At 55.1% G+C, this 14706-nt stretch carries 13 protein-coding genes; 12 read left to right on the top strand and 1 reads right to left on the bottom strand.

The window, feature by feature from the left end:
• Window positions 1–292: 292 nt before the first annotated feature.
• From O1723_RS15175 to nei, 7 genes are all read left to right on the top strand, one after another.
• Complete coding sequence (locus tag O1723_RS15175; protein WP_014883027.1) at window positions 293–499, top strand: YbfA family protein; 207 nt, start codon at window positions 293–295, stop codon at window positions 497–499.
• A 606-nt stretch (window positions 500–1105) separates the two neighbouring features.
• The gene (gene phrB / locus O1723_RS15170) at window positions 1106–2518 is read left to right on the top strand and encodes a deoxyribodipyrimidine photo-lyase (RefSeq protein ID WP_023336925.1); all 1413 of its coding nucleotides are present in this window, start codon (window positions 1106–1108) and stop codon (window positions 2516–2518) included.
• Window positions 2519–2528: 10 nt separating this feature from the next.
• Entirely contained in the window at window positions 2529–3272 is a 744-nt protein-coding gene (locus tag O1723_RS15165) for a type 2 GTP cyclohydrolase I (protein WP_014883030.1), read from the top strand.
• A gap of 14 nt (window positions 3273–3286) precedes the next feature.
• Entirely contained in the window at window positions 3287–3943 is a 657-nt protein-coding gene (gene pxpB / locus O1723_RS15160; protein WP_023336926.1) for a 5-oxoprolinase subunit PxpB, read from the top strand.
• Window positions 3937–4869, top strand: a complete 933-nt coding sequence (gene pxpC, locus O1723_RS15155; RefSeq protein ID WP_023336927.1) for a 5-oxoprolinase subunit PxpC — start codon at window positions 3937–3939, stop codon at window positions 4867–4869. Before pxpB ends, pxpC begins: the two co-directional genes overlap by 7 nt.
• Window positions 4856–5596 carry a 5-oxoprolinase subunit PxpA gene (pxpA, locus tag O1723_RS15150; protein ID WP_023336928.1) on the top strand — a complete coding sequence of 247 codons (741 nt, stop codon included), beginning with the start codon at window positions 4856–4858 and terminating at the stop codon, window positions 5594–5596. Before pxpC ends, pxpA begins: the two co-directional genes overlap by 14 nt.
• An 18-nt stretch (window positions 5597–5614) precedes the next feature.
• Window positions 5615–6406: an endonuclease VIII gene (gene nei, locus O1723_RS15145; protein WP_023336929.1), complete on the top strand. Its 792-nt coding sequence runs from the start codon at window positions 5615–5617 to the stop codon at window positions 6404–6406.
• A gap of 84 nt (window positions 6407–6490) precedes the next feature.
• Here nei and O1723_RS15140 read toward each other — a convergent pair whose 3' ends face one another.
• Window positions 6491–7774: a citrate synthase gene (locus O1723_RS15140; protein WP_014883035.1), complete on the bottom strand. Its 1284-nt coding sequence runs from the start codon at window positions 7772–7774 to the stop codon at window positions 6491–6493.
• A gap of 639 nt (window positions 7775–8413) precedes the next feature.
• Here O1723_RS15140 and sdhC point away from each other — a divergent pair.
• From sdhC to sucA, 5 genes are all read left to right on the top strand, one after another.
• A complete protein-coding gene (gene sdhC, locus O1723_RS15135; protein ID WP_020684965.1) occupies window positions 8414–8818 on the top strand; it encodes a succinate dehydrogenase cytochrome b556 subunit in 405 nt (134 codons plus the stop codon).
• Window positions 8812–9159, top strand: a complete 348-nt coding sequence (gene sdhD, locus O1723_RS15130; protein WP_008501088.1) for a succinate dehydrogenase membrane anchor subunit — start codon at window positions 8812–8814, stop codon at window positions 9157–9159. The genes sdhC and sdhD overlap by 7 nt, the downstream gene beginning before the upstream one ends.
• Entirely contained in the window at window positions 9159–10925 is a 1767-nt protein-coding gene (sdhA, locus tag O1723_RS15125) for a succinate dehydrogenase flavoprotein subunit (protein ID WP_014883036.1), read from the top strand. Before sdhD ends, sdhA begins: the two co-directional genes overlap by 1 nt.
• A 15-nt stretch (window positions 10926–10940) precedes the next feature.
• Window positions 10941–11657: a succinate dehydrogenase iron-sulfur subunit SdhB gene (gene sdhB / locus O1723_RS15120; protein ID WP_014883037.1), complete on the top strand. Its 717-nt coding sequence runs from the start codon at window positions 10941–10943 to the stop codon at window positions 11655–11657.
• Between the two features lie 238 nt (window positions 11658–11895).
• Entirely contained in the window at window positions 11896–14703 is a 2808-nt protein-coding gene (gene sucA / locus O1723_RS15115; RefSeq protein WP_014883038.1) for a 2-oxoglutarate dehydrogenase E1 component, read from the top strand.
• Window positions 14704–14706: the final 3 nt, after the last annotated feature.

Below are 14706 nucleotides of genomic sequence, written 5' to 3'. Positions count from 1 at the left end.
ACTTTTGTTGTTGGGTTAACGGTAGGATTTATGGCGCAAAGATTTCGCAAAAATGAGGAGAGAGGGTGTAAAAAAAGTATAAAAATGGCAAAGCCCACAATTTAACTATTGGTAAGTAAATTGTTAACTTTTTTGTAACTAAATTACGGCGCGAGTGTAAATATTCACTAAATGAATGAAAATAAGTGGTCGGATGAGTAGTAAAATTACACGCAAAGCGATATTATTTTATCCAGGTCACAGATTTTGAATTTTCCGGATGACGTTTCCGGCCAACTATAGGGGAGAAAATATGGATCTGTATAAAGCGTATCCAGCTCATATTGTGTTCATGCGTCGTACTTTCGCCGTAGTGGCTGGCGTGCTGGCCCTGCCGGTGATGCTGTTCTGGAAAGATCGCGCTCGTTTTTACAGCTATCTGCACCGCGTCTGGGCGAAAACCAGCGAGAAGCCGGTGTGGATGGATCAGGCCGAGAAAGCGACCTGCGACTTCTACTAAAAAAAGAAAGACTACACATAGCAATAAAAAAACCGCCTACAGCAATGTGGCGGTTTTTTTATCCCTCGGGATTCGCGGTCCGTGGGGATGGTCTTGCAGCCCCTACCCGGGATTTTCATCATACCATCCTGTAAGCAGATGACAATCCCTCTAAGTCTTTATAAATTCCTAATTTTATTTGAGTATCTTACCTTAGCAGCGAATGTTAATTATGATGCTACGTCCCTTTCCGCCATCTCGCAAATGGGCATCGGTCCCGGGAAAGGTGTATTTACAGCCGTAAAGCAGCCCGCCTACCCGGGCTTGTGTCCACCGATTTATCACCGGTGGTGAACGGTGGAGCGGTTAGTAGCAGGGACCGCATAATGAAACGCTATTTTTGCATCGCGTTCATTGTCACCAGCTTACTCGTTGTTAAGAGCGATGAACCGAACCAATTTGTCGCTTTTACCACGATAGTGCAGGACAAGTAGCGTTAAGGCCGCCCCGGGCGGCCTTTTTTATTTCATCCCGTCTACACTTCATGGCAAAGTACAGTAAAAGCTCGCCACTTTTTCCTTTGGTGGCGTGCCCTTACGGACATAATGGATATTTGCCTGGAGTTTTATGCCCACCCATCTGGTTTGGTTTCGCGCAGATCTGCGCGTACATGACAACATCGCTCTCGCGGCAGCCTGTCGTTCTGAGGATGCCAGCGTGCTGGCACTGTTCATCGCTACGCCCGAACAGTGGCAGCAGCATGATATGGCACCGCGCCAGGCGGCTTACCTCAAATCACATCTGAACGTTCTGCAACACTCGCTTGCTGAAAAAGGTATTCCGCTGATCTACAAAGAGGTCAGTGATTTTGCCGCGCAGCTTCAGATGCTGCAGGCGATCTGTCAGCAAAACGGCGTCACACACCTTTTTTATAACTATCAGTACGAGCTGAACGAACAGCGGCGGGATCGCCAGCTGGAAAACATGCTGGACGGGGTAGTTTGTGAAGGATTTGATGACAGCGTCATGCTGGCGCCGGGCAGCGTCATGACCGGCAGTCACGAAATGTACAAAGTGTTTACGCCGTTTAAAAATGCGTTTGTTAAACGCCTGAAAGAGGCGCTGCCTGAGTGCGTGGCCGCGCCCGCTGTTCGGGGCGATGCCATAACCGATCTGCCTGAATTAACGTTTAACTATCCCCAACAGACGTTCGACGATCTTCTGTTCCCTGCCAGTGAGAAATCGACGATTGCGAAGCTGCGCCAGTTTTGCAAGCAGGGCGCGGGAGAGTACGACGCGCGCAGGGATTTTCCGGCGGTTGAAGGGACAAGCCGATTATCGGCCTGCCTGGCATTGGGCGTGCTCTCTCCTCGCCAGTGTCTGCATCGTCTCCTGGCCGAGCAGCCGCAGGCGCTGGACGGCGGGACGGGGTCGGTGTGGCTGAACGAACTGATCTGGCGTGAGTTCTATCGCCATCTGATGACTTATCATCCCGATCTCTGCAAGCATCGCCCGTTCATTCCCTGGACCGATAACGTAAAATGGCAGCACGACGAGGCGCGTTTACTGGCCTGGAAAAAGGGGGAGACGGGCTATCCGATTGTTGATGCCGCGATGCGCCAGTTGAATGAAACCGGGTGGATGCACAACCGTCTGCGAATGATTACCGCCAGCTTCCTGGTGAAAGATCTGCTTATCGACTGGCGTGTCGGGGAGCGTTATTTTATTTCTCAGCTGATCGATGGCGATCTGGCAGCGAATAATGGCGGATGGCAGTGGGCGGCCTCTACCGGTACCGATGCGGCTCCCTATTTCCGGATTTTCAATCCGACCACTCAGGGACAAAAATTTGATGCTAACGGCGACTTTATTCGTCGCTGGTTGCCCGCGCTCAGGCATGTTCCTGCGAAAGCGATCCACGACCCGTGGGCATGGGCGGATAAACAGGGCGTAAAGCTCGATTATCCCCGCCCGATTGTTGACCATAAACAGGCGCGCGTCGCCACGCTGGCGGCCTATGAAGCCGCCCGTAAAGCTTAAGAGAGTGATGATGAAAAACAGCGAACTGGAAAGCCTGATTAACGAAAAACTCAATACCGCCGCCTTCAGCGATTACGGCCCGAATGGGCTGCAGGTGGAAGGCCGAGAGACAGTGCAAAAAATCATCACCGGTGTGACGGCAAGCCAGGCATTGCTGGATGAAGCGGTGCGTCAGGAGGCCGATGCGATCATTGTTCACCACGGTTATTTCTGGAAAAACGAATCACCGATTATTCGCGGTATGAAGCGCAACCGCCTGAAAACGCTGTTGGCCAATGACATCAACCTGTACGGCTACCACCTGCCGCTGGATGCACACCCGGAACTGGGGAATAACGTCCAGCTGGCGCAGCTGTTGGGGATCACTGTGATGGGCGAAATCGAGCCGCTGGTTCCGTGGGGAGAGCTGTCGATGCCGGTTCCGGGTCTGGAGCTGGCCTCGTGGATCGAAGCACGTCTCGGGCGTCGTCCGCTGTGGTGTGGCGACACGGGGCCGGATACCGTTAAGCGCGTTGCCTGGTGTACCGGCGGCGGTCAGGGCTTTATCGACAGCGCCGCGCGTTTTGGTGTTGATGCGTTTATTACCGGTGAAGTCTCTGAGCAGACGGTTCACTCAGCCCGTGAACAGGGGCTGCATTTTTACGCGGCAGGCCACCATGCTACCGAGCGTGGCGGTATCCGCGCCCTCAGTGAATGGCTGACGGAAAATACCGATCTGGATGTGACCTTTATTGATATCCCTAATCCCGCCTGATGAGAGGTGCCCGAGTGCAGAGAGCGCGTTGTTATCTTCTGGGTGAAAGCGCAGTTGTACTGGAACTTGAACCGCCGGTCACGCTTGCCACGCAAAAGCGTATCTGGCGGCTGACACAGCGTCTGGTTGACATCCCGGAAGTGGTAGAAACCATTCCTGGCATGAATAACATTACCGTCGTGCTGCGCAACCCGCAGACAAAGGCGCTGGATGCTATTGAACGTCTTCAGCGCTGGTGGGAAGAGAGCGAAGCGCTGGAGCCGGAATCGAGAATGATTGAAATCCCGGTCGTCTATGGCGGCACGGGTGGGCCGGATCTTGGCGTGGTGGCGGATCACTGCGGATTAACGGAGAAGCAGGTTGTTGAGCTGCACAGTTCGGTGGATTACGTGGTCTGGTTTCTCGGGTTTCAACCCGGCTTCCCGTATCTTGGCGGATTATCCCCTCAGCTGCATACGCCGCGCCGGGCCGAGCCACGCCTGAGCGTTCCCGCGGGAACGGTGGCAATTGGCGGCGAACAAACCGGAATTTATCCGCTCACCTCACCGGGCGGCTGGCAGCTTATTGGGCACACCGCCATGCCATTATTTGAACCGGGGCAGGAGGCACCCATTCTCCTTCGTCCTGGCGATACCCTTCGCTTTATCCCGCAGAAGGAGGGGGTATGTTAACGTTACTTCGCGCAGGGCTTTATACCTCGGTACAGGATGCCGGCCGCTTTGGCCTGCGCCAGTCTGGCGTGAGCTACTGCGGTGCGCTTGATCGTCCTTCGCTGGAGATTGCCAACCTGCTGGTGGGTAACGCAGGCAGCACGGCGGCGTTAGAAATTACGCTGGGTCAGTGCGTGATTGAGTTCGGTCAGGAAACCTGGTTTGCGTTGACCGGCGCAGGTTGTGACGCCACGCTGGACGGCAAAGCGGTGTGGACCGGCTGGCGGTTGCGGGCGAAAGCCGGGCAACGTCTGACGCTGAAACGGCCTTTGCACGGGGTGCGCAGTTACCTTGCGGTAGCGGGGGGCATTGACGTGCCGGAGGTGCTGGGATCAGCCAGTACCGATCAGAAAGCGGGCATAGGGGGGCATGAGGGACGTTCGCTGCGCGATGGCGATCGTCTGGCGATTAAGCCGTCAACACGCGATTTCTCGACGACGCAGGGCGTAAAACAGTTGCTGTGGGGGAACGTGATCCGCGCCTTACCGGGGCCGGAATATCAGGAGTTCGATGACGCTTCTAAAGAGTCTTTCTGGCGTTCGCCGTGGAAGATTAGCCCGCAGAGTAACCGCATGGGCTACCGCCTGCAGGGGCAGCCGCTGACCCGCACAACCGACCGGGAGTTGCTCTCCCACGGCTTATTGCCTGGCGTCATTCAGGTTCCGGGCAATGGTCAACCCATTGTGCTGATGAACGATGCGCAGACGACGGGCGGCTATCCGCGCATTGCCTGCATTATTGACGCGGATCGCTACCATCTGGCGCAAATTCCCCTCGGTCAGCCGATCCATTTCGTGCAATGTTCGCTGGAGGAGGCGCTGAAAGCGCGGCAGGATCAGCAGCGTTATCTCGAACAGCTGGCGTGGAGGCTTGATGGTAAAGATTGATTTAAATGCCGATCTGGGGGAGGGGAGCCGCGCCGACGCAGAGCTGATGACGCTGGTCTCTTCGGTTAATATCGCCTGCGGCTTTCACGCGGGTGATGCGCAAACCATGCTGGAGAGCGTGCGCAATGCCATTAAAAACGGCGTGGCGATAGGCGCTCACCCGAGCTTTCCCGACCGGGAGAACTTTGGCCGTACGGCGATGGACCTGCCGCCGGAGACGGTCTACGCTCAAATGCTTTACCAGATTGGCGCGCTGGAGGCGATAGTGCGCGCTGAGAAGGGCGTACTGCGCCACGTGAAGCCGCACGGCATGCTTTACAATCAGGCGGCGAAAGATCCTGCTCTGGCGGACGCCATTGCCCGCGCGGTGCGGGATTGTGACTCTCAGCTGATTCTGGTGGGCCTGGCGGGCAGCGAGCTGATCCGCGCCGGGCAGCGCCTGGGGTTAACCACCCGCCAGGAAGTGTTTGCCGACCGGGGATATCAGCCTGATGGCAGCCTGGTGCCGCGAACGCAGGCCAGGGCGCTCATTACCGACGAAGGTAAAGCGCTGGCGCAGACGCTGGAGATGGTGCGCGCCGGGCGTGTCTTCGCTGTGGATGGTACATCGGCAAACGTTCAGGCCGATACGGTATGCTTACATGGCGACGGCGAGCATGCGCTCCAGTTTGCGCGACGCCTGCGGGCAGCGTTCTCTGATGAGGGTATTCTTGTCAGCGCAGAATAATCATTTAAGGACAATAACATGCCAGAAGGTCCGGAGATCCGCCGCGCGGCGGATAGCCTGGAAGCGGCGATAAAGGGCAAACCGCTGACGGATGTCTGGTTTGCCTTTCCGCAACTCAAACCGTTTGAATCACAGCTGCTGGGGCAGACGGTGACCCATATTGAAACGCGCGGGAAAGCCTTACTCACGCACTTTTCCCATAACCTGACGTTATATAGCCATAACCAGCTTTACGGCGTCTGGCGCGTGGTAAACGCGGATGAACAGCCGCAAACCACCCGTGTGCTGCGGGTCAGGCTGCAAACGGCGGATAAAGCCATCCTGCTTTACAGCGCGTCGGATATCGAAATGTTAACGCCTGAGCAGTTGCTCGTTCATCCGTTCTTGCTGCGCGTCGGGCCGGATGTGCTGGATATGCGCCTGACGGCTGGCGATGTGAAAGCCCGTTTGCTGTCACCCAAATTTCGCAATCGGCAGTTTTCCGGTCTGTTTCTCGACCAGGCCTTTCTGGCCGGGCTCGGCAACTACCTGCGGGTGGAAATCCTTTGGGAAGCCGGGCTGGCGCCGCAGCATAAAGCCTCGCAGCTCAGCGATGAACAGCTGGAAGCGCTGTCCCATGCGCTGCTGGACATACCGCGTTTATCCTACACGACGCGCGGCGTGGTAGATGAGAACAGGCATCACGGGGCGCTGTTCCGGTTTAAGGTGTTTCATCGGGCGGGGAAAAAGTGCGAGCGATGTGGCGCGATTATAGAGAGGACAATGCTTTCCTCAAGACCGTTTTACTGGTGTCCCGGGTGCCAGATGTAAAAAAGCCGGGTGGCGGCTACGCCTTACCCGGCCTACATTTCGCACTTGTAGGCCCGGTAAGCGTGAGCGCCACCGGGCTTGTTTTTAGCGCTTAATATCAGACTTAAAATCACGCTGCTCGTAGCCGGTATACAGCTGACGAGGACGGGCGATTTTCATGCCTTCGCTGTGCATTTCGTTCCAGTGCGCAATCCAGCCTACGGTACGGGCCATGGCGAAGATTACGGTGAACATGGAAGACGGAATACCCATCGCTTTCAGAATGATACCGGAGTAGAAGTCGACGTTCGGGTAGAGTTTCTTCTCGATGAAGTACGGGTCGTTCAGCGCGATGTGTTCCAGCTCCATCGCCACTTCCAGCAGATCATCTTTGGTACCCAGCTCTTTCAGCACTTCGTGGCAGGTTTCACGCATCACGGTGGCGCGTGGGTCATAGTTTTTGTAAACACGGTGACCGAAGCCCATCAGGCGGAAGGAGTCATTCTTGTCTTTCGCGCGACGCACGAATTCAGGAATGTGCTCAACGGTGCTGATCTCTTCCAGCATCTTCAGTGCCGCTTCGTTCGCACCGCCGTGCGCCGGTCCCCACAGGGAGGCGATGCCCGCAGCGATACAGGCGAACGGGTTCGCGCCTGAAGAGCCCGCGGTACGGACGGTAGAGGTGGAAGCGTTCTGTTCGTGGTCAGCGTGCAGGATCAGGATACGGTCCATTGCGCGTTCCAGCACCGGGTTCACTTCGTACTCTTCGCACGGCGTGGAGAACATCATGCGCAGGAAGTTACCGGCGTAGGAGAGGTCGTTACGTGGATACACAAACGGCTGGCCGATGGAGTATTTGTAACACATCGCCGCCATGGTAGGCATTTTGGACAGCAGACGGAACGCCGCGATATCACGGTGACGCGGGTTATTCACGTCAAGGGAGTCGTGGTAGAACGCCGCCAGCGCACCGGTAATCCCGCACATCACTGCCATCGGGTGAGAGTCACGACGGAACGCATGGAACAGACGGGTAATCTGCTCATGGATCATGGTGTGACGGGTGACGGTGGTTTTGAATTCATCGTACTGCGCCTGCGTTGGCTTTTCGCCGTTCAGCAGGATGTAGCACACTTCCAGATAGTTGGATTCGGTGGCTAACTGATCGATGGGGAAGCCGCGATGGAGCAGGATACCTTCGTCACCGTCAATGTAGGTGATTTTGGATTCGCAAGATGCGGTAGAGGTAAATCCAGGGTCAAAGGTAAATACTCCTTTGGAACCCAGCGTACGGATATCAATAACATCCTGACCGAGCGTGCCTTTTAGCACATCCAGTTCAATAGCATCACCACCGTTGAGGGTGAGTTTTGCCTTTGTATCAGCCATTTACGGTCTCCTTAGCGCCTTATGCTTAAGACTGCGCTTTACCGGATTTGCTTTCAGCTGTTAATCACCGTTACCAGATTGTTATTTGGCTTACCGCTCAGCTCACGAGGACAAACCAGGGTACAGAGCTATGGCGCCTTGCAGGTAAACGAATGAAATATCAGTGAAACAACAGCAAATCAGCGTTTTTGCAGTCCGAATTATTCAAACCTGTATATCACTAATAACTGTCCTGATAACTTCGGTCAATACCATCACACTGTTACATAACTATTTGTCAGGTGAAAGAGAGACCTCATAACTTTTGCGCATTATATGCCTTTTCTGATGACGTTTGTAACAATATTGTTTAACATTTGTCAAATCAGATGATTAAAAATTAAAAAGATGTTGTTATCGTGACCCTGATCACTGTTCCAGAGAAAACCCGACAAACTGTATGTAGGTTAATTGTAATGATTTTGTGAACGGCCTATACTGCCGCCAGGTCTCCGGAACACCCTGCAATCCCGAGCCACCCAGCGTTGTAATGTGTCGTTGAAGCATCTGGAAGCATTGTTTTGCATGACGCGCAGTTATAGAAAAGGAACGCTGCTTGACCCGCATCGCAGTCCGGAGGAAGGAAACAATAAGAACAGCATGTGGGCGTTATTCATGATAAGAAATGTGAAAAAACAAAGACCTGTCAATCTGGATCTGAAAACGATCCGGTTCCCCGTAACAGCAATAGCGTCCATTCTGCACCGTGTTTCAGGTGTAATTACGTTTGTGGCGGTCGGCATTCTGCTGTGGTTACTGGGTACCAGCCTCTCCTCCCCTGAAGGATTCCTCCAGGCCTCTGCCATCATGAACAGCTTCTTCGTGAAATTCATCATGTGGGGCATTCTGACCGCGCTGGCGTACCACGTCGTCGTGGGTGTTCGTCATATGCTGATGGACTTTGGCTACCTGGAAGAGACGTTCGAAGCCGGGAAACGCTCCGCTAACATTTCATTTGTGATTACTGTCGTGCTTTCACTTCTCGCAGGAGTTCTCGTATGGTAAGCAACGCCTCCGCATTAGGACGCAACGGCGTACATGACTTCATTCTTGTCCGTGCTACCGCCATCGTTCTCACCCTTTACATCATCTATATGATTGGTTTCTTCGCGACCAGCGGTACGCTGACGTGGGAAATCTGGAGTGGGTTCTTCGGATCCGCCTTCACCAAAGTGTTCACCCTGCTGGCGCTGTTCTCCATCCTTATTCATGCGTGGATTGGTATGTGGCAGGTGTTGACCGATTACGTTAAACCGCTGGCGATTCGCCTTCCTCTGCAGCTGGCCATTGTCGTTGCACTGGTGGTTTACGTTATTTATGGATTCGTTGTGGTGTGGGGTGTGTAATGAAACTGCCAGTCAGAGAATTTGATGCTGTTGTGATTGGTGCCGGTGGCGCAGGTATGCGTGCCGCACTGCAAATTTCCCAGAGCGGCCAGACCTGTGCGCTGCTCTCTAAAGTATTCCCGACCCGTTCCCACACAGTATCCGCGCAGGGCGGTATTACCGTTGCGCTGGGTAACTCCCATGAAGATAACTGGGAATGGCACATGTACGACACGGTAAAAGGTTCCGACTACATCGGCGACCAGGATGCCATCGAATATATGTGTAAGACCGGCCCGGAAGCGATTCTGGAGCTGGACCACATGGGGCTGCCGTTCTCCCGTCTGGAAAACGGCACCATCTATCAGCGTCCGTTTGGCGGCCAGTCGAAAAACTTCGGCGGCGAGCAGGCGGCACGTACCGCAGCGGCGGCTGACCGTACCGGCCACGCACTGCTGCACACCCTGTATCAGCAGAACCTGAAAAACCACACCACCATCTTCTCCGAGTGGTATGCGCTGGATCTGGTGAAAAATGCCGATGGCGCAGTGGTCGGTTGTACCGCGCTGTGTATCGAAACCGGTGAAGTCGTTTACTTCAAAGCCCGCGCAACCGTGCTGGCCACCGGCGGTGCAGGCCGTATTTACCAGTCCACCACCAACGCCCACATCAACACCGGTGACGGTGTCGGCATGGCAATCCGCGCAGGCGTGCCGGTTCAGGATATGGAAATGTGGCAGTTCCACCCAACCGGTATCGCCGGTGCCGGCGTTCTGGTAACAGAAGGCTGCCGTGGTGAAGGCGGCTACCTGCTGAACAAACACGGCGAACGCTTCATGGAGCGTTATGCCCCGAATGCGAAAGACCTGGCGGGTCGTGACGTGGTGGCGCGTTCCATCATGATCGAAATCCGTGAAGGCCGCGGCTGTGATGGCCCATGGGGTCCACACGCGAAGCTGAAACTCGACCATCTGGGTAAAGAGGTGCTGGAATCCCGTCTGCCGGGCATTCTGGAGCTGTCTCGTACCTTCGCACACGTCGACCCGGTGAAAGAGCCAATTCCTGTTATCCCAACCTGCCACTACATGATGGGCGGTATTCCGACCAAAGTGACCGGTCAGGCGTTGACCGTGAACGAGCAGGGCGAAGATGTTGTTATTCCTGGCCTGTTCGCCGTAGGTGAAATTGCCTGCGTATCCGTTCACGGCGCAAACCGTCTCGGCGGCAACTCGCTGCTGGACCTGGTGGTATTCGGCCGTGCAGTCGGTCTGCATCTGCAGGAATCCATTGCCGAGCAGGGCGCGCTGCGTGACGCGACCGACGACGAAATTGATGCCTCTCTTGAGCGCCTCAACCGCTGGAACGGCAACCGTAACGGCGAAGATCCGGTGGAAATCCGTAAAGCACTACAGGAATGCATGCAGCATAACTTCTCGGTATTCCGCGAAGGTGACGCAATGGCCAAAGGTCTTGAGCAGCTGAAAGCGATCCGCGAGCGTCTGAAAAATGCCCGTCTGGATGACACCTCCAGCGAGTTCAACACCCAGCGCGTTGAATGCCTGGAGCTGGATAACCTGATGGAAACCGCATTCGCGACCGCGATGTCGGCAAACTTCCGTACCGAGAGCCGTGGCGCGCATAGCCGCTTCGACTTCCCGGATCGTGATGACGAAAACTGGCTGTGCCATTCCCTGTATCTGCCAGAGTCGGAATCCATGACGCGTCGTAGCGTCAACATGGAACCGAAACTGCGTCCGGCGTTCCCGCCGAAGATTCGTACTTACTAATGCGGAGACAGGATAATGAAACTCGAATTCTCAGTTTATCGTTATAACCCGGATGTTGATGATGCTCCGCGTATGCAGGACTACACCCTGGAAGCGGAAGAAGGTCGCGACATGATGCTGCTGGATGCGTTAATCCAGCTGAAAGAAAAAGATCCGACACTGTCGTTCCGTCGCTCCTGCCGTGAAGGGGTCTGCGGCTCTGATGGCGTGAACATGAACGGCAAAAATGGCCTGGCCTGCATCACGCCAATTTCCGCGTTGCAGCGTCCTGGTCAGAAAATTGTTATCCGTCCTCTGCCAGGCCTGCCGGTCGTGCGTGATTTGGTGGTAGACATGGGGCAATTCTATGCACAATATGAGAAGATTAAGCCTTACTTATTGAATAATGGGCAAAATCCACCCGCTCGCGAGCACTTACAGTCTCCTGAGCAGCGTGAAAAACTCGATGGGTTGTACGAGTGTATTCTCTGCGCATGTTGTTCAACGTCCTGTCCGTCGTTCTGGTGGAACCCGGACAAGTTTATCGGCCCGGCCGGTCTGCTGGCTGCCTATCGCTTCCTGATCGATAGCCGCGACACCGAAACCGAGAGTCGTCTGGAAGGACTGAGTGATGCTTTCAGCGTATTCCGCTGCCATAGCATCATGAACTGCGTCAGTGTATGTCCGAAGGGACTGAACCCGACGCGCGCCATCGGCCATATTAAGTCGATGCTGCTGCAGCGCAGTGCGTAAGTAAAAACGCCGGATGGCGCTGCGCTTATCCTGCCTATGTAACAGTAGGCCCTGTAAGCGTAGCGCCACCGGGCAAATTGCAGAAACCTTTAAAAACTGCCCTGAAGTTTAGACAGTTTCTAAAGGTTCCTTCGCGGGCCAAATGAAAAGAGCTCGCAGGTGAACCCCGGCACGTACACGTGGTGTGCGTGGTAGTTTCTACGGCGAAAGTAAGCATAAAAATGCTTAAGGGATCACGATGCAGAACGGCGCAATGAAAGCCTGGCTGGACTCTTCTTTCCTTTCTGGTGCGAACCAGAGCTGGATTGAACAGCTCTATGAAGACTTCTTAACCGATCCTGACTCAGTGGACGCAAACTGGCGTTCCATGTTCCAGCAGTTGCCTGGCACAGGGGTCAAACCGGATCAATTCCATTCCAAAACACGTGATTATTTCCGTCGTCTGGCGAAGGATGCCTCACGTTACTCTTCTGCGATTTCCGACCCTGACACCAATGCGAAGCAGGTTAAAGTCCTGCAGCTTATCAACGCTTATCGCTTCCGTGGTCACCAGCATGCGAATCTCGATCCGCTGGGACTGTGGCAGCAAGAACGTGTGGCCGATCTCGATCCGGCGTATCACGATCTGACCGAGGCCGATTTCCAGGAAAGCTTTAACGTAGGTTCTTTTGCCATCGGCAAAGACACGATGAAGCTGGGCGAACTCATTGATGCGCTCAAGCAAACCTACTGCGGCTCCATCGGCGCGGAATACATGCACATTACCTCTACCGAAGAGAAACGCTGGATCCAGCAGCGTATCGAATCCGTAGCGGGCCATGCGAATTTCTCAGCAGACGAGAAAAAACGTTTCCTTGGCGAACTGACTGCAGCAGAGGGCCTTGAGCGCTATCTGGGCGCGAAATTCCCGGGCGCAAAACGCTTCTCGCTGGAAGGCGGCGACGCGCTGGTGCCGATGCTGAAAGAGCTGATTCGTCATGCAGGCAAGAGCGGTACCCGTGAAGTGGTACTGGGCATGGCGCACCGTGGTCGTCTGAACGTCCTGGTCAACGTGCTGGGTAAAAAACCGCAGGACCTGTTCGACGAATTCGCGGGCAAACATAAAGAGCACCTCGGCACCGGCGACGTGAAGTACCACATGGGCTTCTCGTCTGATATCGAAACCGAAGGCGGTCTGGTTCACCTGGCGCTGGCGTTTAACCCGTCACACCTGGAGATTGTCAGCCCGGTGGTTATCGGTTCCGTGCGTGCGCGTCTGGATCGTCTGGACGAGCCAAGCAGCAACAAAGTGCTGCCAATCACCATTCACGGTGATGCGGCGGTAACCGGGCAGGGCGTGGTTCAGGAAACCCTGAACATGTCGAAAGCGCGTGGTTATGAAGTGGGCGGTACCGTTCGCATCGTGATCAACAACCAGGTGGGCTTCACCACCTCTAACCCGCTGGATGCCCGCTCTACACCATATTGCACCGACATCGGTAAAATGGTTCAGGCGCCGATCTTCCACGTGAACGCGGACGATCCGGAAGCTGTCGCTTTCGTTACCCGTCTGGCGCTGGACTTCCGTAATACCTTCAAACGCGATGTGTTCATTGACCTCTTCTGCTACCGCCGTCACGGCCACAACGAAGCGGATGAGCCAAGTGCAACCCAGCCGCTGATGTATCAGAAAATCAAAAAACACCCGACGCCACGCAAAATCTATGCTGACAAGCTGGAAAGCGAAAAAGTGGCGACGCTGGAAGATGCGACCGAACTGGTCAACCTCTACCGCGATGCGCTGGATGCGGGTGAATGCGTAGTGAAAGAGCTGCGTCCGATGAACATGCACTCCTTTACCTGGTCGCCGTACCTCAACCACGAGTGGGATGAGAGCTACCCGAACAAGGTTGAGATGAAGCGTCTGCAGGAGCTGGCTAAACGCATCAGCACCGTACCAGACGCTATCGAGATGCAGTCTCGCGTGGCGAAAATCTATGCTGACCGTCAGTCCATGGCAGCAGGTGAGAAGCTGTTTGACTGGGGTGGCGCGGAAACGCTGGCTTATGCAACGCTGGTTGACGAAGGCATTCCTGTGCGTCTGTCCGGCGAAGATGCGGGCCGTGGTACCTTCTTCCACCGTCACGCTGTGGTTCACAATCAGTCTAACGGTTCAACCTATACCCCACTGCAGCACGTCCACAACGGTCAGGGTCAGTTCAAAGTCTGGGACTCCGTACTGTCTGAAGAAGCGGTACTGGCCTTCGAATACGGCTACGCCACCGCTGAACCACGCACCCTGACCATCTGGGAAGCGCAGTTCGGTGACTTCGCCAACGGTGCGCAGGTCGTTATCGACCAGTTCATCTCCTCCGGCGAGCAGAAGTGGGGCCGCATGTGTGGTCTGGTCATGCTGCTGCCGCACGGTTATGAAGGTCAGGGTCCGGAGCACTCCTCCGCGCGTCTGGAACGCTATCTGCAACTTTGCGCTGAGCAGAACATGCAGGTTTGCGTGCCGTCCACTCCGGCTCAGGTCTACCACATGCTGCGTCGTCAGGCACTGCGCGGTATGCGCCGTCCGCTGGTGGTCATGTCTCCGAAATCCCTGCTGCGCCATCCGCTGGCGGTATCCAGCCTGGATGAGCTGGCAAACGGCACCTTCCTGCCAGCCATCGGTGAGATTGACGAGCTGGATCCGCAGGCCGTGAAGCGTGTGGTGATGTGTTCTGGTAAGGTTTATTACGACCTGCTGGAACAGCGCCGTAAGAACGATCAGAAAGATGTCGCCATCGTGCGTATCGAACAGCTTTATCCGTTCCCGCATCAGGCGATGCAGGAAGTGCTGAAACCTTACGCTCACGTTCATGATTTTGTCTGGTGCCAGGAAGAGCCGCTTAACCAGGGCGCATGGTACTGCAGCCAGCATCATTTCCGTGAAGTGATTCCATTTGGGTCCGCCCTGCGTTACGCAGGTCGCCCGGCCTCCGCCTCTCCGGCGGTAGGGTATATGTCCGTTCACCAGAAGCAGCAACAAGATCTGGTCAATGACGCGCTGAACGTCGATTAATTA

The sequence above is a fragment of the Enterobacter cloacae complex sp. HYC080_NIDB genome, from assembly GCF_056673325.1.
Note: the sequence above shows the minus strand (reverse complement) of the source record. Positions and strands in the feature narration are given on the sequence as shown.